This is a genomic window from Dactylosporangium sp. NPDC006015, from assembly GCF_040614215.1.
GTDB lineage: Bacteria > Actinomycetota > Actinomycetes > Mycobacteriales > Micromonosporaceae > Dactylosporangium > Dactylosporangium maewongense.
In genome coordinates this window covers 23,255-44,504 of sequence record NZ_JBEXUD010000064.1, presented here as the reverse complement: position 1 = coordinate 44,504, position 21,250 = coordinate 23,255, and the positions used below count along the sequence as shown (strand labels likewise).

Below are 21,250 nucleotides of genomic sequence, written 5' to 3'. Positions count from 1 at the left end.
CAGGTGTCGAGCGGTGGGCAAACGATCACCGCGCCCGCGGCCTTCAGGTACGGTGGCAGCCACTCCGTACTCGAGGAAGGCATCCGATGCGTCGACAGGGCAGCTGGCAGCCGCTGTTGTGGCTGTTGCTCGCCTTGAGCGTCGTGGGCTACACGGTCCACCCCGTCGTGCTGCTGCCGGAGCGCGCGCACACCGTGACCGAACTGGTCGCCACCGCCGGCGACTGCGCATCGTCGAACCCGTCGGGTGCCGCGCAGGCCTCCGAACGCCCGATCGCCGACCACTCCTCGGCCCGGACGGTGGCGCCGCCGGCCGTCGATGCCGGCACCGCGCGATGCCACGAACTCACGCCACCGGCCGCCGGCACACGGCCGCCGGGATCGGCCGGGCCACGCTCGGCGGTCGACCGCGCCCTGCTGCAGGTGTGGCTGCGCTGATCGGAGAGGCACTACACGCCTCAGCACCAAGATCACGCAACTGCCCCAGGAGAACATGCATGGGAACCGGGCACGACCACGCCACCGGACCGGCGGCGTCGCGGCGCATCCGCGTCATCATCATCGCCGTCATGCTGCCGGTGATCGCCGCGACCCTGGCGGCGATCGCCGTGCTCTGGCCCCGCGCCGAGCCGGCCCGCGTGGACGGCGACACCGGCCGGCGCCACCTCGGCACCGTCACCCGGGTCGAGCAGCGCGCCTGCACCCCGGACGAGATCGTCCAGACCCCGACCGGCATCGTCACCAGCCGGTGCGGCACGGTGGAGGTCCGCGTCGAGGACGGACCCGACGCCCGCCGCACCATCCGGACCCCGCTGCCCGACGGGCCGCAGGCGCCGCGCGTCTCGGTCGGCGACGAGGTCGTCATGCTGCTCGTCGACACGCCGGAAGGGCCGGAAGCCCAGCAGTACACCATCATCGACCACCAGCGCGGCAAGCCCCTGATCTGGCTCGCCCTCCTCGGCGCCCTCGTGATCGTGGTGTTCGGCCGATGGCGCGGGCTCGCGGCGCTGGCCGGGCTCGGGGTCAGCTTCGCCGTGCTGCTGCTGTTCGTCGTGCCCGCCATCGCCGCCGGTCAGCCGCCGCTCGCCGTCGCGGTCGCCGGCTCGGCGGCCATCATGCTGGCCGTGCTGTACCTCACCCACGGCATCTCGGTGCGCACCTCCGTGGCGGTCCTGGGCACGCTCGCCAGCCTCGTCCTCACCGGTGTGCTGGGCGTGTGGTCGGTCGACCTGACCCACCTCACCGGCAACGGCGGCGAGAACGCGACCACCCTCGCCATGTTCTTCCAGGCCGTCGACCTGCACGGGCTCCTGCTCGCGGGCATCGTCATCGGCTCGCTCGGCGTGCTGGACGACGTCACCGTCACCCAGGCCGCGGCGGTGAGCGAACTGGCCGCCGCCAACCCCGGTATGACCCGGCGGCAGGTGTACCGCGCCGCGACCCGCGTCGGCCGGGCACACATCGCCGCCGTGGTGAACACGCTGGTCCTCGCCTACGCGGGCGCGTCGCTGCCGGTGCTGCTGCTCATCGCGGCCGGCAACCAGCCCTTCGCGGAGACGATCACCAGCGAGTTCCTCGCCCAGGAAGTCGTCCGCAGCGTCGTGGCCACGATCGGCATCGTCGCCGCCGTGCCGATCACCACCGCGCTCGCCGTGCTCATCTCGGTGGAGCGGCAGACGGTGCCCGAACCGGAGCAACCGGCGGCCGCCACACCACCGGACGACGACCCGTGGCGCGACGACGACGGGGACGACCTGTGGAGCTCCGCACGCCCCGCCGGGTAGCCACGACCGGTTCGGCGGCTGTCATCGCATGCCTGCCGCGAGCGCGTGTTCGACGGCTGTCCGGACCTCCCCGTCGTGCTGCGGCAGCAGCGGCATGCGGGGAGGACGGCAGGCGCCTCCGTGGCGTCCTGTGAGGTCCATGGTGAGCTTGATCGCCTGGACGAACTCGGTCTTCGCGTCCCAGCGCAGCAGCGGGTGCAGCGTCCGGTAGAGCGGCAGTGCCGTGTGCTGGTCACCGCTGACGGCGGCTCGGAACAATCGCACACAGGCTTCCGGCAGCGCGTTGGGGAAGCCGGCGATCCAGCCGGTCGCTCCGGCCAGGGCCATCTCGACGACGAGATCGTCGGTGCCGATCAGCACGTCCAGGTCGGGGGCCAGCTCGGCGAGCTGATAGCCGCGACGCGCGTCACCGCTGAACTCCTTGACGGCGACGATGGAGCCCTCGGCGTGCAGTCGCGCCACCAGCTCCGGGGTGAGGTCGACGCGGGTGTCGTAAGGGTTGTTGTACGCCACGACCGGCAGGCCCACCTTGGCCACCTCGGCGTAGTGCGCGAGCACGGCACGCTCGTCAGCGCGATAGGCGTTGGGAGGTAGCAGCAGCACCGCATGCGCTCCAGCCTCTGCCGCCTGCTCGGCCCAGCGCCGCGCGTCGCGAGCGCCGTAGGCGGCGACGCCAGGCACGACGGAGAATCCGTCCGGGGCAGCGGCGACCGCGGCGCGCACCACGTCGGCGCGTTCGCGTTCGTCGAGCACCTGGTACTCGCCCAGGGAACCGTTGGGAACGACACCGTCGCAGCCAGATTGCGCGAGCCAGCGCACGTGCTCTGCGTAGCCGTCCAGGTCGACGGACAGGTCATCCCGGAACGGCAGGGCGGTCGCTACGACGACACCGCGCCAGGGTGTGGTTGCCATGGTGGGTTCTCCTAGGGTTGGGGTGCGGACAGATCTGGTGCGGCGTCTGCAAGCAGGCGCAGCGGCACCGGCTGAGCGATGGGCCGGTTGGCCCAGGTCGCGAGATCGGCCGGCGACGCCGGCCGTCCTCCGAAGTGGGTGATGAGCGTGGATACCGCGTGGGCACAGACCCGGCCCTGGCACCAGCCCATGCCGGCTCGGGTGAGCAGTTTCCCGGTCCGCGGTCGGGTGGCGCCGTCCTGCTCGACGGCCGCGCGCACGCGTTCGGCGGGGACCTCCTCGCAGCGGCAGACGACCGTCTCCGGCGTGAGCCAGTCGACCCAACCAGCAGGGACCCGGTAGACGTCATGCATGGCGGCGGCGAAGCGGCGCAGTGCGGTCCGGCGGGACAGCAACCGGCGGGGCACCCTGCCAGGTTTCCCGACGCCGGCTCGGATCGCGAGGCCGGCGATGACGCCTTCCACCTCGGACAGTGCCGCACCGCCGATACCGGTCACCTCGCCGGCGGCGTAGACCGACGGCACATTCGTGCGCTGCCCGGCGTCGACGTCGGCGACCACGCTGCCGTCGACGCCGACCCGCGTGGCGCAACCGAGCTGCACCAGCAGCTCGGTCTGAGGCGTGAACCCGTAGCCGATCGCCAGGGTGTCACACGGCACGCGGCGCCGGGTGCCCGGCACAGGATTGCCGGCACGGTCCAGTCGCGCGACCGTCACCGCGGCCAGATGTGTGTCCCCGTGCGCGGCGACGACCGCCCAGCCGCTGTGCATCGGGATGCGATGGCGCAGCAGTGTCGCGTGGTGTCTCGCGGCCTCGACGAGCTTGCCGGCGTTCTGCGCGAGGGTCGTCGCGTGGCGCAGGAACCGGCTGGTACGCGCAGCCTCGTAGACCCCGACGACGGTGGCGCCGGCCCGGCCCAGCCCGGCGGCGACCGGCAGCAGGAACGGTCCCGACCCGGCGACCACCACACGCTGGCCCGCGAGCACGAGACTTCCCTTGAGCAGCGCCTGCGCTGCGCCGGCGGTGAGCACTCCGGGGAGATCCCAGCCGGGGAACGGCAGTTGCCGGTCGTAGCCACCGGTGGCGATCAGCAGCGCCCGCCCGCGGATCGTGACGCCCACGGGCCGGCGCAGGTCGGTTACGGCACGCACAGTGATCAGGCCGTCTGCCTGTTCCACCGACCAGACGTGGTGATCGGGCAGGTGGGTGACTCCGGGGAGATCGGCGAGGCGATCGCGTAAGGCGGAGAAGCGCCGCCAGCCGTGATGCAGCGCCTGCGGCCGGGTGGCGTGGAACGCGGCCGGCGGGTGACGGTGGTACTGCCCACCCAGGCGCGGTCCGGCATCGACGAGTGCCACCTGGAGACCTGCCTGCCCGATGGTGTGGGCTCCGGACATGCCGGCCGGACCGGCGCCGATGACGACCGCGTCGTAGGTCGTCATCACATGGTCCCGGTGCGCACGACGTCGCCGGGGCGGGCCTCGATCTGGCATACGCGAAGCGCCGGACTGTCGTTGACGGTCATCAGGCAGTCGAAGCAGATCCCGATGCCGCAGAACATCCCTCGACTGCGGCCGGTGCCGCGCGTGTGCCGGGTGATGCGCACCCCGGCCGCCCACAGCGCGGCACCGATCGTCTGCCCTGGGACGGCGCGCACCGGCTGGTCGTCCACGATGATCTCGAATGGCGGATCAGGATCGGCATGGACGAGCCGCCAGGGCTCGGGTGGTGGATTCACATCGCCTCCTCGGTGGGCGCACCGGTGCGCGCGCCGTCCGCCGGGTCGCTGAACCGGTCGGGCCGGAACGGATACAGGTCGAGGGTCGGCTCGGCGCCGGTGAGCACCTGGCCGATGAGGTGGCCGGAGGCAAGGGCGAGTCCGATCCCGGCGCCCTCGTGGCCGCACGCGTGCAGCAGTCCCGGCACCCGGGGGTCTGCTCCCAGCACCGGCAGGTGGTCCGGCATGTACGGCCGGAAGCCCAGGTAGGCCCTGATGACCGAGACGTCGGCGAGCACGGGGAACAGCTCCGTCGCGTGTCTGGCGAGCCGTGCCAGCACCGGTATCGGCATGGCGCGGTCGAACCCCACCCGCTCCCGGCTGGCACCGATGAGGACGGTCCCGGCGCGGGTGCCCTCGATGACGGGTGACACCTGCAGGTCGGTGGCGTCGCTCATGACGTCGGTCGTGTAGCCGGCGCCGTACACCTTGTGCCGGACGATCGTCGGTAGCGGCTGCGTGACGAGGATGCATCCGCGTCGCGGGAGCACCGGCATCCGTACACCGGCGAGCGCGGCCATCTGGCCTGCCCAGACGCCCGCCGCGTTGACCACGGACCCCGCCGGGATCGTGCCGCCCGGCGTGCTGACGCCGATCACCCGTCCGTGCCCGTCACGACGCATCGCGATCACCGGAGTGTCGGGGTGGATGGTGGCTCCGCGTTCACGGGCGAGGCGCAGCAGCAACGCAGCGGCAAGCATCGGCTGCACCTGGGCGTCCTGCGGGTATCGGACCCCGCCGGCGAGTCCCGGGGCCAGGTGCGGCTCGAGTTCGGCCAGGTCGTCCGCCGTGACGACCTGCGTCTGCACGCCGCCGGCTCGCTGCTCGGCGGCGAACCGGCGCAACGCCCGCATGTCGGCCTCGCCGGCCGCGACCACCAGGCCACCCTTCGGCTCGTACTCGATGGCGTCGCCGTGCTCGGCGCCGAACTGCCGCCACAGCGTGCTGGACAGCACGGCGAGGTCGAGCTCCGCTCCTGGGCCTTTGTCCGAGACGAGGATGTTGCCCTCCCCCGCGCCCGTCGTGCCGCCGATGACCGGGCCCCGATCGAGGACCGCCACCCGCAGGCCCGCACGTGCCGCGGCGAAGGCACAGGCAGCGCCGACGATCCCGGCACCGATCACCACCACATCGGCTCCACGAGCCACATCCGACACGGCAGTAATATGTCACACACCACTGACGACCACAACATCCCGCGAAACCAGGACCGGACCGCCTGCCGCACCCCGCATGTCCGCCGTGCCGGGAGTAGGCGAAAATGCCAGGACACCGAGCGGGCGCCCGCGCCCGGCACATCGAGGGTGGAAGGTGGCAAGCAGATGAGTCCGGGAGATCCATCAGAGGCGGGCGGACACGCCGGCCTCGGCCTACCGGTCATGCGTCACCGTCGCAGCCTCCGCGAGGACATCGCGCAAGCGCTTCGGGCCGCCATCATCGCCGGGCGACTGCGCCCGGACGTGCTGTATTCCGCACCCACGCTGGCGAGCGAGTTCGGCGTGTCCCCCACACCGGTGCGCGAGGCGATCCTCGACCTGGCGAAGGAAGACCTGATCTCCATCGCCAAGAACAAGGGCTTCCGGGTCAACTCCATCTCCGACGAGGAGCTGGACGAGATCACCCAGATCCGCGAACTGCTCGAGGTGCCGACCGTCGCGGGACTGGCCGGCCGGCTCACCGACGAGCAGCTCGGAAACCTGCAGTCGCTGGCAAGCAGCATCGTCGCGGCCGCGCAAAGGTCAGACGTCGTCGGATACATCGAGGCCGACACCGCGTTCCACCTGACGTTGCTCGGCTTCGCCGGCAACGCGCGGCTCACCACGCTGGTCGCGGACCTGCGCAACCGCAGCCGGCTCTACGGTCTCGGCACGCTGCTGAACGAAGGCACGCTGATCGACTCGGCGAACGAACATCTGCAGCTGGTGGAGCTGCTGCGCGGCAAGAACGAACGTGCGATCGTGAAACACATCCGCGGCCACCTGCGGCATGTCCGCGGAATCTGGGCGGATCGCTCCGAAACCACCCATCCGGCCGCCGGCGCTCCGAGCTGACGTCGCCACACGACACGCGACGCCGGCCGGGGATCGGATCAGGTGGGCGCTCATGTGCGGCCGGACCCCGCCGATGAGCTGATCGCCGTGTAGCCCTGAGCTCCCGGTGCGGCAGGAAGGCCACGAAGCGGATGAGGTGATCCGATGAGCGCGGTGCAGCCCCCGGAGCAACGAACAGCGTTTCGAGCCTTCACCGCCGTGTCAGCCGTCATCGGTGTCGCCGTCCTGGCGCTGTCCGGGACGCAATGGGCCGAGAAGGTCGGCCGGCCGCACGTGCTGCAGATGGATGCGGCCGCTGTCGCACTGACCGCGCTCGCGATCGCCGTGCTCGCCAGATCGCCCTTGGTGATGTCCGGCCTGCGCGCCGAGGTGACGATGCTGCTCGACACCACGGTGTATGTCGTCGTGGCGCACATCGTGCCGTTCAGCGTCGCCGTGCAGTGCGTCGCCGTCGGGATGATCGTCGCGTGCTGGACGCTGTCCATGAACACCATGGTCAGGGTGGCTCACCTCACCGCCGCGACGGCGGTGTGGGCAGGTGTCATCGCGGTCAAGCCGCTCGTGGAGATGTGGCTGAGCGGCTTTCCTCAGCTCCTTGCCAGCACGCTGGTGCTGGGCGTGCTCGGTGAGACCGGCACGCTCGCCGTCGTCGCCGTGACCGCCTACTTCGCTCGCGGCCGCAACGCGGTGGCACTGTTCACCGCGAGCGTCGGTGTCGAGTTCCTGGTCGGGTGCGCGCAGGGCGCGCTGGCGTGTCTGACGGTCGCGATCTTCCGCGACGCACCGGCCGCCACGCCGCTGCTCATCGTGCCGATCGGGATGCTGATGGTGATCTCCCGTGCGCTGGTCCGCTCGCAGCTGGCCAACATCCGCAGCACGGTGCTCTCAGACGCCGTGCTGCACCTGCAACGGTGCACGGACCCGGCCGCGATCCAGCACGCCACGCTCGACTACGCGGCACGCATGCTGCGCTCCAGGCACACCGTGTACACCGACAGGCCGGCCGCCAAGGGCGAGATCTGCGCGGTCGTCCACCAGCCGGACGACACACCGCTGCGGCTGCTCGCCGAACCACGCACCACCAACGAACGGTTCCGCGCCGAGGACGAGCAGGCGCTGGCCGCCCTCGCCGCGACCTCGTCCGCGGCGCTGCGGGCGATCGATCTCATCGCCACCATGCGCTGGCGGGCCATGCATGACGCGCTGACGCAGCTGCCCAACCGGGCACTCTTCCTGGAGCGCGCCGACGACGCCTTGACCCGACGGCGGGAGGGCGAGTCGGTCGCGATCCTCTTCGTGGACCTGGACGGGTTCAAGGCGGTCAACGACACGCTGGGGCACGACGTGGGCGACACCCTACTGCAGGAGACCGCCACCCGCCTTGCCGAGATCGTCCAGGCCCCGAACACGATCGCCCGGCTCGGCGGCGACGAGTTCTGCGTGCTGCTGCGTGACGTCGTCTCCCCCGCGGCCATCGATGACATCGTCGACGACATCTGTCGGCGCGTCGCCGAACCGGTCGTCGTCGCCGAGCGGCAGGCACGTGTCGGCGCGAGCATCGGCATCGCGATCGCCCCGGACGACGGCACCACCACCTCCGCGTTGATGCACCATGCCGACGAGCGGATGTACAGCCGCAAGCGCTCCCGGCGCAGCGCCGCCGCGGCGGCCGCGTCAGACGCGGGTCACGAGCTGTCACAGACCGCGGCGATGTAGCGTCCGTCCTGCGGCGCCGCGCCGGGTCGCCGATACAGTGGGCGCCGGGGACGCCGGTCCGCTCGCACGGGCCCGTAGCAGCGTCAGGTCCGTGGTGTCGGGCCTCGGCGGCGGCGTCTCCGCGATGACATCGAGGGGCGCTGTGCACGACGAGATCGACGAGCTGGTCGACGACCTGGCGGCGGCGGCCGGGCTCGCCGTGCAGCTCACCGACACCAACTTCAACTCCCTCACCTTCGGCCCGCACCGCGGCGAAGTCGACTGGATCCGGCGCGAGACACTGCTGACCCGGACCACGTCGGCCGAGATCCGCCGGTATCTGGACACCTTCAACGTGCGCACCGCCATGGGACCGGTGCACATCCCGGCCGACCCGTCCCGCGACACGATGGCCCGGCTGGTCGTGCCGGTCCGCAGCAACGGGCGCACGGTGGGCTTCCTGTGGTTCCTCGACGACGGCACCGCCGCGCACCCGGCCGTCCTCGATCGGATCGTCGCGGCCGCCGAGCGGCTCGGCCGCCTCCTCAACCGTGACGCGCACCGGCAGCAGCTCGTCGCAGACCGCCTGCGCGACCTCGTCGGCGAGCACGAACCGAGCCGCCAGGAGTCGATCCGCTTCTTCGAGGACCAGGGCTGGTCCGCTCGGCGCGTGGCGGTGACGGTGGCCGCGGCTGTCGATCCGGCGGCGCAGCCGATGGACCAGACGGCGGTCACCGAGGCGTTGGACGCGCCGCGGGGGCTGGACCGGAAGGTGCTGCGGGCCGTCCACGACGACGCTGTCGTGCTGCTCTCCCCCGCGGCGGCCGCGGAGGACCCGCGCCGCACGGCCGGACGCGCACTGGATGTCCTCGCCGCGGGCGGCGTCGCCGGCTGGGTCGCCGGGGTCGGCGGCGTGCATCCGACGCTCGCCGGTGCGGCGGACAGCTACCGGCAGGCGCGCTGCGCGCTGCGGGTGGCCCGGTCGATGTCCGAACACCGCCCGATCGCCGACTGGCCACGGCTGGGGGCGCTGCGGGTGCTCACACTGCTGCCCGTCCAAGCGCTCCAGCAGGCGATCGAACCGCGGCTGCTGCCGGTCCTCGCCGACGCCACCCTCGTCGAGACGCTGCGCACCTACCTCGTCGAGGCCGGCGACATCCGTCGCACCTGCGCCGCTCTGCACGTGCACCGCGGGACCGTCTACTACCGGCTTCGCAAGATCGAACAGTTGTCGCAGCTGTCCCTTCGCGACGGCGACGATCGGCTCACCATCCACACGAGCCTGCACATGGCGCGGCTCGCCGGCATGGCCTGACCGTCGTTCGACAATTGTCGAAAGCCTGCCCGGCACCGTTCGACAGCCGGCGATAGCCCGCGTGCCAGGACGAACCTACGGTGAGCTCATGCCGAACCAGCTGTTGCTCGCCGCGTCCCGCAGCCCGCGCACCCGCACGGCGGTGTCGCGCTTCCGCCTCACCCGGCGGCTGGTCGACCGGTTCGTCGCCGGCGAAGGCGAGCAGCAGGTCGTCCCGGTGGCAGATCGCCTGGTCCGGGCCGGCCTCACCGTGACGGTCGACCACCTCGGGGAGGACACCCGCACGGCGCAGCAGGCACGTGCGACCCGCGACGCCTACACAGCGCTGCTGGCAGCGCTGCACGGTGCCGGTCTCGCCGCGGCGGCGGAGGTGTCGGTGAAGCTGTCGGCGCTCGGCGCCGCGGTCCCCGGCGACGGTAGCCGGTACGCGGACGAGTACGCCCATGATGTCTGCGCCGCCGCGGCCGCCGCCGGCACGACGGTCACCTTCGACATGGAGGACCACACCACCGTGGACACCACTCTGTCGCTGGTCGGCCGGCTGCGCCTGCAGTTCCCCTGGGTCGGCGTGGCGGTGCAGACCTACCTGCGGCGCACCGCGGCCGACTGCAAGGATCTCGCGTATCCGGGCAGCCGGGTGCGCCTGGTGAAGGGCGCGTACGCCGAACCCGCCTCGGTGCTCGTCCGTAACGCACGGGAGGTCGATGCGGCGTACCGTGCGTGCCTGGAGACGCTGCTGCGCGCCGGTGCCTATCCGATGGTCGCCACGCACGATCCGGCGCTGATCGCCCACGCCTCGGCACTGACCGGTGAGCTGTCCGTGCCGTCAGACGGGTACGAGTTCCAGATGCTGTACGGCGTCCGCTCACAGGAGCAGCTGCGGCTCGCGCAGGCCGGCAACCGGATGCGGGTGTACCTGCCGTACGGCGACGACTGGTACGGCTACTTCATGCGCCGCCTCGCGGAACGGCCCGCCAACCTCCTGCTCCTGACGCGTTCCCTGCTGCCCGGCGCGCACCGATGACATCCGTACGCGGACCGGGTCAGCCGGGCTGGACCGTCACCGTCCGCACCGTGGTGTAGAAGTCCATCGCCGCCTTGCCCTGTTCCGGCGGACCGTAGCTGGAGGCCTTGACGCCTCCGAACGGCAGATGGAAGTCGACGCCGGTGCTCGGCGCGTTCACCTTCACCAACCCGGTCCCCAGCTCCTCCACGAATCGCAGCGCGTGTCCCAGGTCGGCGGTGTAGACCGCGCTCACGAGCCCGTACGCACCGCTGTTGGCCATCGCCACCGCGGTCGGCACATCCGCAGCGGTCTGCAGCAGGCAGAACGGTCCGAACGTCTCGTGCCGCGCCAACGCATGGCCTTCGGAGAGGCCGCCGACGAGGATCGGCGCGACCAGGTTGTCCGATGCGGTGCCTCCCGCCAGCACGGTGCCTCCCGACTGGCGGGCCTCACGGGCCGCGGCGAGCATGCGGCCGCGGGCCGCGTCGTCGATCACCGGGCCGCACATGGTCTTGGGGTCGCCGGGATCCCCGCACGGCAGCTCGTCGATCGCCATGAGCAGCGCCTCACGCAGTGGCTCGCTCGCCGCGCCGACGCCGATGATCCGGCGCGTGGCCGTGCACTTCTGTCCCGCATAGCCGTAGGCCGCGGCCACGATGTGCCGGGCCGCCCGGTCGAGGTCGGCGTCCGGCAGGACGATCGCCGGGTTGTGCCCGCCCATCTCCGCCTGCACCGGGACGCCGGTGGTGACCGCACGCGCCGCCACCACCGTCCCGGCCTGCACCGAGCCGGTGAACGACACCACATCGGCGGTGGAGGTCAGCACCTGGCCCTCGCTCGCATGCCCGGGGACCACCTCGACGAGCCCGTCCGGCAGGGGGCCGGCCAGCAGTTCGAACAGCCGCATGGCGCACGCGGTCGCCTGCGGCGCGGGTTTCAGCACCACCGCGTTGCCCGCGGCGAGCGCGGGCGCGGCCTTCCACAGGGGGATGGCGAACGGGAAGTTCCACGGCGTGATGAGACCGGCGACCCCGAGCGGGCGGCGGCGGGTGTACAGCAGTCCCGTCCCGGTCGGCTCGTGCACGGCACCCGCCGGGTCGTAGACCTGTTGCGCGTAGTACCGCAGGATCGCCACGGTCCGGTCCACTTCGGCGGTCGCCTCGGTGACCGGCTTGCCGACCTCCCGGACGGCGAGCGCGATGAGCTCGTCACGGGCCGCGTACACCCGTCCGGCCGCCTCGGTGAGCGCGGCCGCGCGTTCGCCGGCCCGGCATCCGCCCCATTCACGCTGCGCCAGGCGGGCCCGCTCGACGGCGGCGACGACGCCGCCCATTCCGGCGGCGGGAACGGTGACGACGATGTCGTCCGGTTGTTGTGGTGATCGGCTCTGCACGGATCTCACAGCAGGAAGCCCTTCGGGAAGGGATCGGTCGGGTCGAGCAGGTACTGCGCGGTCGCGGTGATCCAGGCGCGGCCGGTGATCGCCGGGACGACCGCGGGCCGGCCGGCCACGGTCGTCGCCGCGACGAGCCGTCCGGTGAACTCGCTGCCGATGAACGACTCGTTGCGGAACTCGGCGTCCAGCGGCAGCTCGCCGCGGGCATGCAGCTGGGCCATGCGCGCGCTGGTGCCGGTGCCGCACGGGGACCGGTCGAACCAGCCTGGATGGATCACCATCGCGTGCCGCGACCGTTTGGCGTCCGAATCCGGCGCGGCGAGGTAGACGTGCCGGCAGCCGGCGATGCCCGGATCCTCGGGGTGGACGGGTTTGCGTTGCTCGTTGACCGCCGCCATGACCGCCAGTCCGGCCTCGATGATGCTGCCGGCGGCGCCGCGTTCGAAGGGCAGTCCCAACCGCTCCAGCGGCAGGATCGCGTAGAAGTTGCCGCCGTACGCCATGTCGTAGCGGACGTCGCCGAACCCGCCGACGGTGACGGTCAGGTCCGCCGCGTCCAGATACGCCGGCACGTTGGTGAGGGTGACGGCGGTGGCGGCGCCGTCCTGGACGTGCACGTCGACGACGACGAGGCCGGCGGGGGTGTCGAGGCGGATCGTGGTGACCGGTTCCACCACCGGCACCATGCCGGTCTCGACCAGGACGGTCGCGACGCCGATCGTGCCGTGCCCGCACATCGGCAGGCAGCCGGACACCTCGATGTACACCACGCCCCAGTCCGCGTCCGGGCGGATCGGCGGTTGCAGGATCGCACCGCTCATCGCGGCGTGGCCGCGTGGCTCGAACATCAGCAGCGTCCGCACGTGGTCGAGGTGTTCGATCACGTACCGGCGGCGCTCGGCCATGCTGTTACCGGGAATCAGTCCGACTCCCCCGGTGATCACCCGGGTCGGCATGCCTTCGGTGTGCGAGTCGACGGCGTGGAACATGTGTCTGGAACGCATCGGGTGGCCTCCGCGGCGCTGGTCCGGTCGTGACGGTGTTCGGGGTCGTCGGTGGCTGGTCGGTTCGTCCGTGGGGCCTGCAAGCCGGTCAGCGCAAACCGTTGCCCCCTGTCCAGGCATCCCGGACAGGGGGCAACGGCCCCACCCCACGGAAAGGTCTCGGCGGACGCCCGTGCGTCAGGCGGCTGTGCGGTGCATCCACGACTCGACATCCGCCGCGGTGCGCGGCAGGTCGGCCGACAGGACCCGGTGGCCGTCGGAGGTGATGAGGATGTCCTCCTCGATGCGGAATCCCATGCCCCGCAGTTCAACCGGGATGAGCTCGTCGTCAGGCTGGAAGTACAGGCCCGGTTCGACGGTCAGGACGTGCCCCGGTTCGAGCACCCCGTCGAGGTACCGGTCGGCGGGTGCCAGCGCACAGTCGTGGACGTCCAGGCCGAGCATGTGTCCGGATCCGCACAGGGTCCACCGGCGGTGGACGCCGGACTCCTCCTCGAGCGCCTCGGCGGCCGTGCACGGCAGGACCCCGAGGTCTTCCAGGCCCTGGGCCAGCACCGCCATGCCCGCCCGGTGGAAGGCGCGGAACGGTGCGCCGGGGCGCAGGCAGGACAAGGCCACATCGTTGGCCCGCCGGCACAGCTCGTACAGGTCGCGTTGCAGCGGGGTGAACCGTCCCGAGATCGGCAGGACCCGCGTGATGTCGGCGGTGTACAGCGTGCGGGTCTCGACGCCCGCGTCGAGCAGCAGCAGGTCGCCGTCGCGAACCGGGCCGTCGTTGCTGGTCCAGTGCAGCGTCGTCGCGTGGGCGCCGGCCGCGACGATCGAGTGGTATCCGACGTCGTTGCCCTCCACGCGCGCCCGCGTCCAGAAGACGCCTTCCAGGTATCGCTCCGACGTGTCACGTGCCTGCGGCAAGGCCCGGACCACGTCCTCGAACCCGCGGGTGGTCGCGGCGACCGCGTGCTCCAGCTGCGCGATCTCCCAGTCGTCCTTGATCAGGCGCAGCTCGTCCAGCGCCGCGGCGAACTCGGCGTCGGCGCCGCTGCCGTCCGCCGGAACGAGCCGGTCGACGCGCGGATCGACGTCGCGCAGGACGAGCGTCGGCGCGGACAACCGCAGCTCGTGCTCCAGCTCGGTGATGTGCCGGGTGGGAATGTCGCAGCGCCGCGCGGTTTCCAGCAGCGTGGGACGCCGGCCGTTCCACAGCTCGCCGTAGCGACGGTCGCGGTAGAACTCGTCGTCCTTACGGTCGCTGCACGGGCGCAGGAACAGCGTCGCGGACCCGTCCGGCGAGATGACCAGGACCCCGTCGGAGGTCTGATCGCCGGTGAGCCAGGTGTAGTTGGAGTGCGGGCGGAACCGGAAGTCGGTGTCGTTGCTGCGGCGCAGGTCACCGCCGGCGGGCACGAGGAGGCGATGGCCGGCGAACTGGGCGTGGAGCCGCTCCCGACGTGCTCGGGTGAACGGCGCGACCGGGTCGGCCGGTAGGTCGGCCCGCTCGGTGTCCGCCCAGCCGGTTCGCATGAACTCGGCCAATGTTCGGCTGACGGCTAGGTCATGGCTGCCGGTACGCAGCGGCGGCTGTGTCACGAGGTCCTTCTACGGGGTCGGTGGCGCTGGACGGCCTGCGCTCCGCTGGTCCGACTCGCGGCTGACGCGGCAGGCGTGCAGCCAGAGTCGCACCGCCGGTGCCGGGCGACTCATCAGCCGAGGCATAGAAGTTCGCTATGGCAGCGCGCGGTCGCACCGGTTCGGCCTCCGGCCGCGTCCACGTGTCACCGAGCCGGGCCCCGAGCATGGACACTGTAATATGTTACAGATAACATCGCACGCTGCACGGGGGCTACACCCACGCGGGCCGTATCGGCCCGGTCCAATCGAGGGGTCGCCATGCAGCTGCCGCACCCGAAACCGTCGGCAACCGTCCCGCCGGTCCTACCAGCACCGGTCCGAGCACGAACCGACCCGCCGCCGGGCACGCCGTTCCCGGCCGGCCGGCCGCCGACCGGCGGCACGACCCGACCCGGGATCGGGTTCGTGCTCGTCGCAGCGCTCGCGCTCGGCGCGTGCCAGGACGACGGCGGCGGGCGGGATCTCGTGCCCCACGACGGCGGAACCCTGCACGTGGTGATCGGTGGGGCGCTGGCGCATCTCGACCCACAACGGGTGTACGCCGTCACCGAGGCCAACGTGAGCCGGCTGCTCACCCGGACGCTGACGACGTTCAGGTCGGTGCCGGGGGCGGCCGCGAGCGAGGTCGTCGGCGACCTGGCCACGGACGCGGGCCGGCCGAGCGAGCGCAATCAGGTCTGGGACTTCACGCTCAAGGACGACGTGCGGTGGGAGGACGGCACCCCGGTGACGTGCGCCGACGTGAAGTACGGCATCCAGCGCAGCTTCGCGCCGCAGTTCGACGACGGGGCGAAGTATCCCGGCCAGTACCTGCAACCGAATCCGAAGCCGTACACCGGCCCGTTCACGACCGGCGCCGACAGCGCGGGCCTGCGCTCCGTCGAATGCCTGACGTCGCAGAGCATCCGCTTCCACCTCAAGCAGCCCGTCGGCGACTTCGGATACGCCGTCGCGCTGTCGGTGTTCGCGCCGGTGCCCGCCACGAAGGACACCGGGGAGGCCTACGACCGGCGGCCCTACTCCAACGGACCGTACAAGATCGAGTCGGCGACGGCGCAGGAGCTGGTGCTGACCCGCAATCCGTTCTGGCACCGCGGCACCGACACCGTTCGCGGCGCGCACCTGGATCGCGTGGTGGTCACCTGGCGCAACGACACCACGGCGGTGACCGCGAACCTCATCGACAGCGACGGCGCGTGGGCGGACACGATCGCGATCGACCGGGACGCCGCACCGAACTTCGTCCAGCAGATCATCAACGATCCGGTACTGGCCGGCCGCGCGGTCATCGGCAGCACCGGCGGGGTGCGGTACTTCGCGCTCAACACCCGCACCTTGCCGGGCCTCGCCTGCCGGCAGGCGCTCACCTACGCGTTGAACAAGCGGCGGCTGCGGGCCTCGCTGGGCGGCTTCGTCGTCGGGGAGTTCGCGACGACCATGCTGGCGCCGCAGTTGAAGTCGCACCGGGCGTTCGATCTCTACGGTTCAGCGGCGAATCCGGACGGCGACCCGGAGCGTGCGCTGCGGTTGCTCCAGCAGGCGGCGGCGACCGGCCGGCCGTGCCCGGCGCGCATCCGGCTGGCGTATCCGAACTCCAGCGACGTCGCGCGGGCGATCAGCACGGTGGTGGAGTCGTATCAGCGCATCGGTGTCGAGGTGGTCCGTAGGCCGTACCCGTCCCAGTCGTACTACTCGACCGGCATCGGTGACCCCGCCAACGGCAACGACATGATGTGGGCCGGCTGGGTGCCGGACTGGCCGAACGGCTCGGCGGTGATCCCGCCGCAGTTCGACGGCCGGAACGTGCCGAGGGACGGCTCTGCCGGCAACACCGACTACGCCAACTTCAACGACCCGCAGATCAACGCCATGATCGACGAGGCGCTGGCCGAGTCGAACCTGGAGCGGCAGTACCGGTTGTGGGGCGCCCTGGACGAGGCGATCCAGGCCCGGGCCGTCACCATCCCGGTGTTCTACATCAAGGCGTTGCGGATGGCCGGCGCGAACGTCCGCAACGGATTCATCCACCCGCAGTTCGGCCAGCCGGATCTGTGCGCGCTCTACCTTTCCTGACCGGCCACACGGGGAGGCTCCCCGCGCCGGGTGCGGCGCGGGGAGCCTCGTGAACCGGATGCCGGTCAGTAGCGGGTGCTGACCGTGACGCCGGAGCAGGCGGTCCGGCCGTACAGGCTGATGTAGTTGTAACCGGCGGGCGGGTTGGTGATGGTCAGTGTTTCGGCGTTGGTGCTGCCGGTGGAGGAACGGGAGTAGTTGGTGGTCGTCGCCCAGCTGGTCGGGCTGTAGTACAGGTCGCAGTTGCCGGTGCCGCCGCTGGCGGCGATGGTGAGGGTCGTGACGCCGGACGGCAGGTACATGTACAGGTAGTTGTAGTTGCCGGCGGTCGCCGACCGCGCCGAGCGCTGGCAGTTGCGGTCGAGGACGCGCGTGTCGGATCCGGTGCACTCCGGCAGCGTGGTGCCGCCGCCGGTGGACACGGAGACCGACTGGGTCGTCGTGGCGGTGGCGCCCTGGTTGTCGGTGACCTTCAGGGTGACCGTGTAGGTGCCGGCCGCGGTGTAGGTCTTGCTCGGGTTGGCGGCGGTGGAGGTGGTGCCGTCACCGAAGGTCCACTGGCGCGACGCGATGCTGCCGTCGCTGTCGGTGGAGCGGTCGGTGAAGGTGGCGGTGAGTCCGCTGGTGGCGACGGTGAACGAGGCCGTGGGCGGCTGGTTGGTGGGCGGAGTGGTGCTGCCGCCGCAGTCGCCGGCGGCACAGCGGGTCAGCCACGCGTCGAAGTCGGCGTCGTACCGGCTGCCGATGGTGCTGGTCAGGTAGCTGCGGGCGGTGGTGTACGCACCGGTCCGGTAGTAGCCGAGGAGGGTCATCATCTCGGCGCGGTGCGACTGGAGCATGTACCGGACGGCCAGGTAACCCCAGTTGTAGATGCGGGTCTGGTCATTGCTGTAGGTGGTGTCGAACAGCGTACGCAACGTGTAGGTGTGGTAGCCGGCCTGCGTCTGCGCGGAGGTGTAGGCCACGTTGCGGTACGAGTACGAGATGTACTCGGCGAAGCCCTCGATCCACCAGATGGTCGGCGTGGTGACGTTGGCGTTGAAGTCGCCGTACATGTCGAAGCGACCGTCGAGGAAGTGCGTGTACTCGTGGTTGAGGTTCCAGATCTGGAACACGGGCCGGACCCACTCGGCCTCGTAGGCGATGAACCGCGCCTGGTTGTTGGGGTCGGACGGGGTGCCCTCCAGGTACATGCCGCCGTTGTTGGTGTCGATGCCGTAGATCGCGCCGGCGTACGTCTGGTAGTCCGTGCTGGAGTCGAACACCACGACCTCGATGTCCGAGTTCACGTCGCCGGCGACGGGCCCGCTGTCGGCGACCACGCCGTGGAAGTACGCGTCCTGCGACAACAGGCTGCTGCACGACTGGCTGAGCTCGGACGAGGTCATGCTCTGCGCGACGATCCTGATCGACGCGCTGCAGGTGTAGTTGATCGGCAGCACCGAGCTGGACAGCCGGGCGGAGAGGTTGCAGGTGTTGTAGTAGCTGCAGTTCGCCGCGTCGTAGTACTGCGTCATCTCGGCCACGCCGACCCACAGCGGCGCGGTGCGGCCGGTCATGCTGCTGCTGGACAGCAGCCCGCCGGCCAGCGGCCGGACGGTGGGCTGCAGCGCGGTCTCCTGCAGGAACCGGCCGAGCTCCCGGCCCGCGTTGGAGGTGAGGTAGGCGTTGTCGGTGCCGAGCAGGTCGAGGTGGCCCGACGCGAAGTTGTACAGGTTGTTCAGCACGGTGCGGTCGGACTGCACCGCGGTGACGAACGCGGGCACCTGGTGGCCCCGGAAGAGCACCGTGTAGACGTTGTTGACGGCGCTGAGCATGTACCACGACGCGTTGTACGACGAGTTGTAGCCGGTCAGGAGCCGGTTCACGACGTACAGGTACCGTGCGTTCTCCTGCGCGCTGTCGATCAGCGTGACCGCCTCGGCGAGGGTCTCGCCGTTGGCGTCGGTGACGTCCCAGGCGCGCGAGCCGGCGAAGAACGCGTCCAGGCCGGACCGGATCGCCGTCTGCAGTGATGTGCCGTAGGTGCCGACAGAGGTGTCGTACCACTGCACGTAGTAGCCGGCGCGCAGGTAGAGCACCAGCTGTGGCATCCCCGTGCTGGAGTTGCCCGGGTAGCTGGATGCGCCGTCCCGCACCGCGTACGCGACGCTGGCCATCTGCGCCTCGCGGAAGGCGTTGTACGCATCGCTGCCGGAGAGGCTGAACAGGCTGTTGATGCAGTCCACCGACGACGACTTGATCTGGCTCACCAGCGCGGATCCGGTCCGGCTGGTGAAGTCGGAGGTGTTGCAGGCGGCCGCCGCGAGCGAAGCGCGGTCCGACGGGCGGGACTGGCGGACGGTGGCGGCCGGCCGGTCGTAGTCGGTGCGGGTGACCGTGTTCGCGGCCGGTTGCGGCGCCCGGCGGTTCACCGGCTGCGCCTGCCTGTCGAGGTGCCGGTCGGTGGTGGCGAGGTCGGCCGCGGCGGGCGGTGCCTTGGTCGTGCTCGCCGAGGCGGCCGCCGCACCGGAAGGTGAGGCGGGGCCCGCGGCCGCCGGCACCGCCGTCAGTCCGCCCGCGAGAGCGAGCAGCAGTGCGGCGCCGGACAGCCGGGCGATTCTTCGCCGGAGCTGGCTTGTGGTCATGCGATCTCCTTGGGGGTTTGGCGAGCCGAAGCACGGACCACAGGTCACGTGATTACATGCTTCGATGTGTTGCTCGGCGCTGGACGCTAACCAGCGCGGGAGATCGGCGACAACCGGTCCACATGGGACAGTCAGGTTCGGTGGGGCGCCAGCTTTCGGCAACCTTTACGGCGCCGGCCGAGCCGCGGGGCGGGCCGCTGCGATCAGTGGACGCTATGGTGCCGGCTATGGGGATCGAGGCCTTCGACGTGAAATTCTGCGGACGTTCGGACCCCGACCTCGGATGGCTAACGTGGCGAACCTCCTGCTCATCGACGAGGACTCCGCATACCGGCGGGCCCTGGCCAGTGAGCTGGCCCAGTACGGACACGTCGTGTCGGACGTGTCGCTGCACGCGGCCGGCCGGGTGCTGGCCGACCTCACCTGCCACACCCACCAACGGCCCGACGTGGTGCTCATCGACCCGTTCCTGCCGACGGTGGACGGATTGCTGCTGCTGCGGTTGATGTGCCTCGGATCCCGCCGGCCGGTCATGCTGCACACGGCGGAGTGTCCCGAGGAGCAGGTGCTCCAGGCCCTGCGCGGTGGCGCGGACGGCTACCTGCCCAAGCCGGCTCAGCCGGCGGTGGTGGACGCGAAGGTCGGTGCGTTGCTGCGCCGGGTGCCGGCCGCGCCGCCACCGGCGCCCTGTGTCGTCGGCGCCCTGCGGGTCGACGTCGCTGAGCGCCGGGTGTCACTGCACGGCGTGCCGGTCGCCGTCACCCGCAGCGAGTTCGACCTCCTGGCGTGCCTCGCCGAGCATCCCGGACGCGTGGTGTCCCGCACCGTCCTGCGGACCCGGCTCGGCCGCGGCGGGACGACGTCGATCAACGGCATCGACGTGCTGGTGCACCGGCTGCGCGCCAAGCTCGGTGAGCCGGCGGCGCCGGTGCGCTACCTGCACACGGTCCGCGGCAAGGGCGTGTCACTGCACGCCGCCGACCGTGGGGTCCAGCATCACCGGATGTGACAGGCCGCCCGGTGCCCGCCGGCACGAAGTGTGAGCGCCGGTTCCGACGAGGCGCACACCGGTGCGGCCACCGGGCAGCGCGCCCGGAACCGGCATCCCGACCGCTGCGCGCCCGCCTCCGCGGCGACCGGGGACGCCGACGGGACACGGATGCGTCGCGGGCTCCCCCCGCGCAGCCAGGCGATGTCCGGGACCGCGGCCATGAGGGTCTGCGTGTACGGATGCCGCGGGTCGGCGTAGATCTGCTCGCGGGCGCCGATCTCCACGATCCGGCCCATGTACAGCACGGCGACCCGGTCGCAGAAGTGCCGAACCACGGCGAGATCGTGGGAGATGAACAGGAACGCCAGGCCGAGCTCGGCGCGCAGGTCCTCCAGCAGGTTCATCACCTGCGCCTGGATCGACACGTCGAGCGCCGACACCGGCTCGTCGGCGACGATGAGCCGCGGCCCGACCGCGAGCGCGCGGGCGATGCCGATGCGCTGCCGTTGCCCGCCGGAGAACTCGTGCGGGTAGCGGCCGGCATGGGCCGGGTCGAGGCCAACCTGACCGAGCAGTTCCCGGATCCGATGCGCAACCTGCGATCTGGGCACCGTGTCGTGGACCCGCAGCGCCGTGCCGAGGATGTCGCCGACCGTGTGGCGCGGATTGAGCGAGGAGTACGGATCCTGGAAGACCAGCTGGACGTCGCGCCGGAACGGGCGCATGGCCCGCCCGGACAGCGTCGAGATGTCGCGCCCGGCGAGCCGGATCTCGCCACGATCCGGGCGGAGCAGCCGGGTCACGAGCTTGCCGATGGTCGACTTGCCGCTGCCCGACTCGCCGACCAGGCCGAGCGTCTCGCCGGGACGCAGGTCGAACGCGACACCGTCCACCGCTGTGACCGTGCGCCGGCCGCCGGGTCGCGCACTGAACTGTTTGACGAGGTCTCGAACCTCGAGCAACGGTACGTCGGGCACGGTGTCAACCT

17 protein-coding genes are annotated in these 21,250 nt (G+C 71.3%); 8 read left to right on the top strand and 9 right to left on the bottom strand.

Features of this window, described 5'->3' with window-relative positions; genetic code table 11:
• Positions 1–86 precede the first annotated feature (86 nt).
• Entirely contained in the window at positions 87–437 is a 351-nt protein-coding gene (locus ABZ321_RS53075; RefSeq protein WP_354904031.1) for a hypothetical protein, read from the top strand.
• A gap of 59 nt (positions 438–496) precedes the next feature.
• Entirely contained in the window at positions 497–1,783 is a 1,287-nt protein-coding gene (locus tag ABZ321_RS53070) for a YibE/F family protein (RefSeq protein ID WP_344500485.1), read from the top strand.
• Between the two features lie 21 nt (positions 1,784–1,804).
• Here the strand turns inward: ABZ321_RS53070 and ABZ321_RS53065 are convergent, their stop codons facing one another.
• From ABZ321_RS53065 to ABZ321_RS53050, 4 genes are read right to left on the bottom strand one after another with little or no spacing between them, the layout of a single operon-like run.
• Entirely contained in the window at positions 1,805–2,695 is an 891-nt protein-coding gene (locus ABZ321_RS53065; protein ID WP_344500483.1) for a dihydrodipicolinate synthase family protein, read from the bottom strand.
• An 11-nt stretch (positions 2,696–2,706) separates the two neighbouring features.
• Positions 2,707–4,137 carry an FAD-dependent oxidoreductase gene (locus tag ABZ321_RS53060; protein ID WP_354904029.1) on the bottom strand — a complete coding sequence of 477 codons (1,431 nt, stop codon included), beginning with the start codon at positions 4,135–4,137 and terminating at the stop codon, positions 2,707–2,709.
• Positions 4,137–4,433: a (2Fe-2S)-binding protein gene (locus ABZ321_RS53055; RefSeq protein ID WP_354904028.1), complete on the bottom strand. Its 297-nt coding sequence runs from the start codon at positions 4,431–4,433 to the stop codon at positions 4,137–4,139. Before ABZ321_RS53055 ends, ABZ321_RS53060 begins: the two co-directional genes overlap by 1 nt.
• Entirely contained in the window at positions 4,430–5,602 is a 1,173-nt protein-coding gene (locus ABZ321_RS53050) for an FAD-dependent oxidoreductase (RefSeq protein ID WP_354904026.1), read from the bottom strand. The genes ABZ321_RS53055 and ABZ321_RS53050 overlap by 4 nt, the downstream gene beginning before the upstream one ends.
• Positions 5,603–5,794: 192 nt before the next feature.
• Here ABZ321_RS53050 and ABZ321_RS53045 point away from each other — a divergent pair, with 192 nt between their 5' ends.
• The 4 genes from ABZ321_RS53045 (at position 5,795) to ABZ321_RS53030 (ending at position 10,557) form a co-directional block, all read left to right on the top strand.
• Positions 5,795–6,523, top strand: coding sequence for a GntR family transcriptional regulator (locus ABZ321_RS53045; protein WP_354904025.1), 729 nt, complete (start codon positions 5,795–5,797; stop codon positions 6,521–6,523).
• 198 nt (positions 6,524–6,721) lie between these two features.
• Positions 6,722–8,239, top strand: a complete 1,518-nt coding sequence (locus tag ABZ321_RS53040; RefSeq protein WP_354904023.1) for a GGDEF domain-containing protein — start codon at positions 6,722–6,724, stop codon at positions 8,237–8,239.
• A 91-nt stretch (positions 8,240–8,330) separates the two neighbouring features.
• Complete coding sequence (locus tag ABZ321_RS53035; protein WP_354904021.1) at positions 8,331–9,533, top strand: helix-turn-helix domain-containing protein; 1,203 nt, start codon at positions 8,331–8,333, stop codon at positions 9,531–9,533.
• Positions 9,534–9,621: 88 nt separating this feature from the next.
• Positions 9,622–10,557, top strand: a complete 936-nt coding sequence (locus ABZ321_RS53030; protein ID WP_344500469.1) for a proline dehydrogenase family protein — start codon at positions 9,622–9,624, stop codon at positions 10,555–10,557.
• A gap of 19 nt (positions 10,558–10,576) precedes the next feature.
• On the opposite strand, the gene ABZ321_RS53025 is transcribed toward ABZ321_RS53030, so the two are convergent.
• The 3 genes from ABZ321_RS53025 to ABZ321_RS53015 form a co-directional block, all read right to left on the bottom strand.
• The gene (locus ABZ321_RS53025) at positions 10,577–11,932 is read right to left on the bottom strand and encodes an aldehyde dehydrogenase family protein (RefSeq protein ID WP_354904019.1); all 1,356 of its coding nucleotides are present in this window, start codon (positions 11,930–11,932) and stop codon (positions 10,577–10,579) included.
• 5 nt (positions 11,933–11,937) lie between these two features.
• On the bottom strand, positions 11,938–12,939 hold the full coding sequence (locus ABZ321_RS53020) for a proline racemase family protein (protein WP_354904018.1): 1,002 nt from the start codon (positions 12,937–12,939) through the stop codon (positions 11,938–11,940).
• Between the two features lie 177 nt (positions 12,940–13,116).
• Positions 13,117–14,463: an aminopeptidase P family protein gene (locus ABZ321_RS53015; protein WP_354904017.1), complete on the bottom strand. Its 1,347-nt coding sequence runs from the start codon at positions 14,461–14,463 to the stop codon at positions 13,117–13,119.
• Between the two features lie 366 nt (positions 14,464–14,829).
• Here ABZ321_RS53015 and ABZ321_RS53010 point away from each other — a divergent pair, with 366 nt between their 5' ends.
• Positions 14,830–16,644, top strand: coding sequence for an ABC transporter substrate-binding protein (locus tag ABZ321_RS53010; protein WP_354904016.1), 1,815 nt, complete (start codon positions 14,830–14,832; stop codon positions 16,642–16,644).
• 65 nt (positions 16,645–16,709) lie between these two features.
• Here the strand turns inward: ABZ321_RS53010 and ABZ321_RS53005 are convergent, their stop codons facing one another.
• Positions 16,710–19,271, bottom strand: coding sequence for a collagenase (locus ABZ321_RS53005; RefSeq protein WP_354904014.1), 2,562 nt, complete (start codon positions 19,269–19,271; stop codon positions 16,710–16,712).
• A gap of 292 nt (positions 19,272–19,563) precedes the next feature.
• Between ABZ321_RS53005 and ABZ321_RS53000 the strand changes: the two genes are divergently transcribed.
• On the top strand, positions 19,564–20,280 hold the full coding sequence (locus ABZ321_RS53000; protein ID WP_344500457.1) for a response regulator transcription factor: 717 nt from the start codon (positions 19,564–19,566) through the stop codon (positions 20,278–20,280).
• Here ABZ321_RS53000 and ABZ321_RS52995 read toward each other — a convergent pair.
• The gene (locus ABZ321_RS52995) at positions 20,268–21,239 is read right to left on the bottom strand and encodes an oligopeptide/dipeptide ABC transporter ATP-binding protein (protein WP_344500455.1); all 972 of its coding nucleotides are present in this window, start codon (positions 21,237–21,239) and stop codon (positions 20,268–20,270) included. The genes ABZ321_RS53000 and ABZ321_RS52995 overlap by 13 nt on opposite strands.
• Positions 21,240–21,250 lie beyond the last annotated feature (11 nt).

Excerpts from the sequence above, each read along its gene's own strand:
- ABZ321_RS53075 (WP_354904031.1), top strand. The coding sequence starts at position 87 with ATGCGTCGACAGGGCAGCTGGCAGCCGCTGTTGTGGCTGTTGCTCGCC.
- ABZ321_RS53070 (WP_344500485.1), top strand. The coding sequence starts at position 497 with ATGGGAACCGGGCACGACCACGCCACCGGACCGGCGGCGTCGCGGCGC.
- ABZ321_RS53065 (WP_344500483.1), bottom strand. The coding sequence starts at position 2,695 with ATGGCAACCACACCCTGGCGCGGTGTCGTCGTAGCGACCGCCCTGCCG.
- ABZ321_RS53060 (WP_354904029.1), bottom strand. The coding sequence starts at position 4,137 with ATGACGACCTACGACGCGGTCGTCATCGGCGCCGGTCCGGCCGGCATG.
- ABZ321_RS53045 (WP_354904025.1), top strand. The coding sequence starts at position 5,795 with ATGAGTCCGGGAGATCCATCAGAGGCGGGCGGACACGCCGGCCTCGGC.
- ABZ321_RS53030 (WP_344500469.1), top strand. The coding sequence starts at position 9,622 with ATGCCGAACCAGCTGTTGCTCGCCGCGTCCCGCAGCCCGCGCACCCGC.
- ABZ321_RS53020 (WP_354904018.1), bottom strand. The coding sequence starts at position 12,939 with ATGCGTTCCAGACACATGTTCCACGCCGTCGACTCGCACACCGAAGGC.
- ABZ321_RS53015 (WP_354904017.1), bottom strand. The coding sequence starts at position 14,463 with ATGCGAACCGGCTGGGCGGACACCGAGCGGGCCGACCTACCGGCCGAC.
- ABZ321_RS53010 (WP_354904016.1), top strand. The coding sequence starts at position 14,830 with ATGCAGCTGCCGCACCCGAAACCGTCGGCAACCGTCCCGCCGGTCCTA.
- ABZ321_RS53005 (WP_354904014.1), bottom strand. The coding sequence starts at position 19,271 with ATGACCACAAGCCAGCTCCGGCGAAGAATCGCCCGGCTGTCCGGCGCC.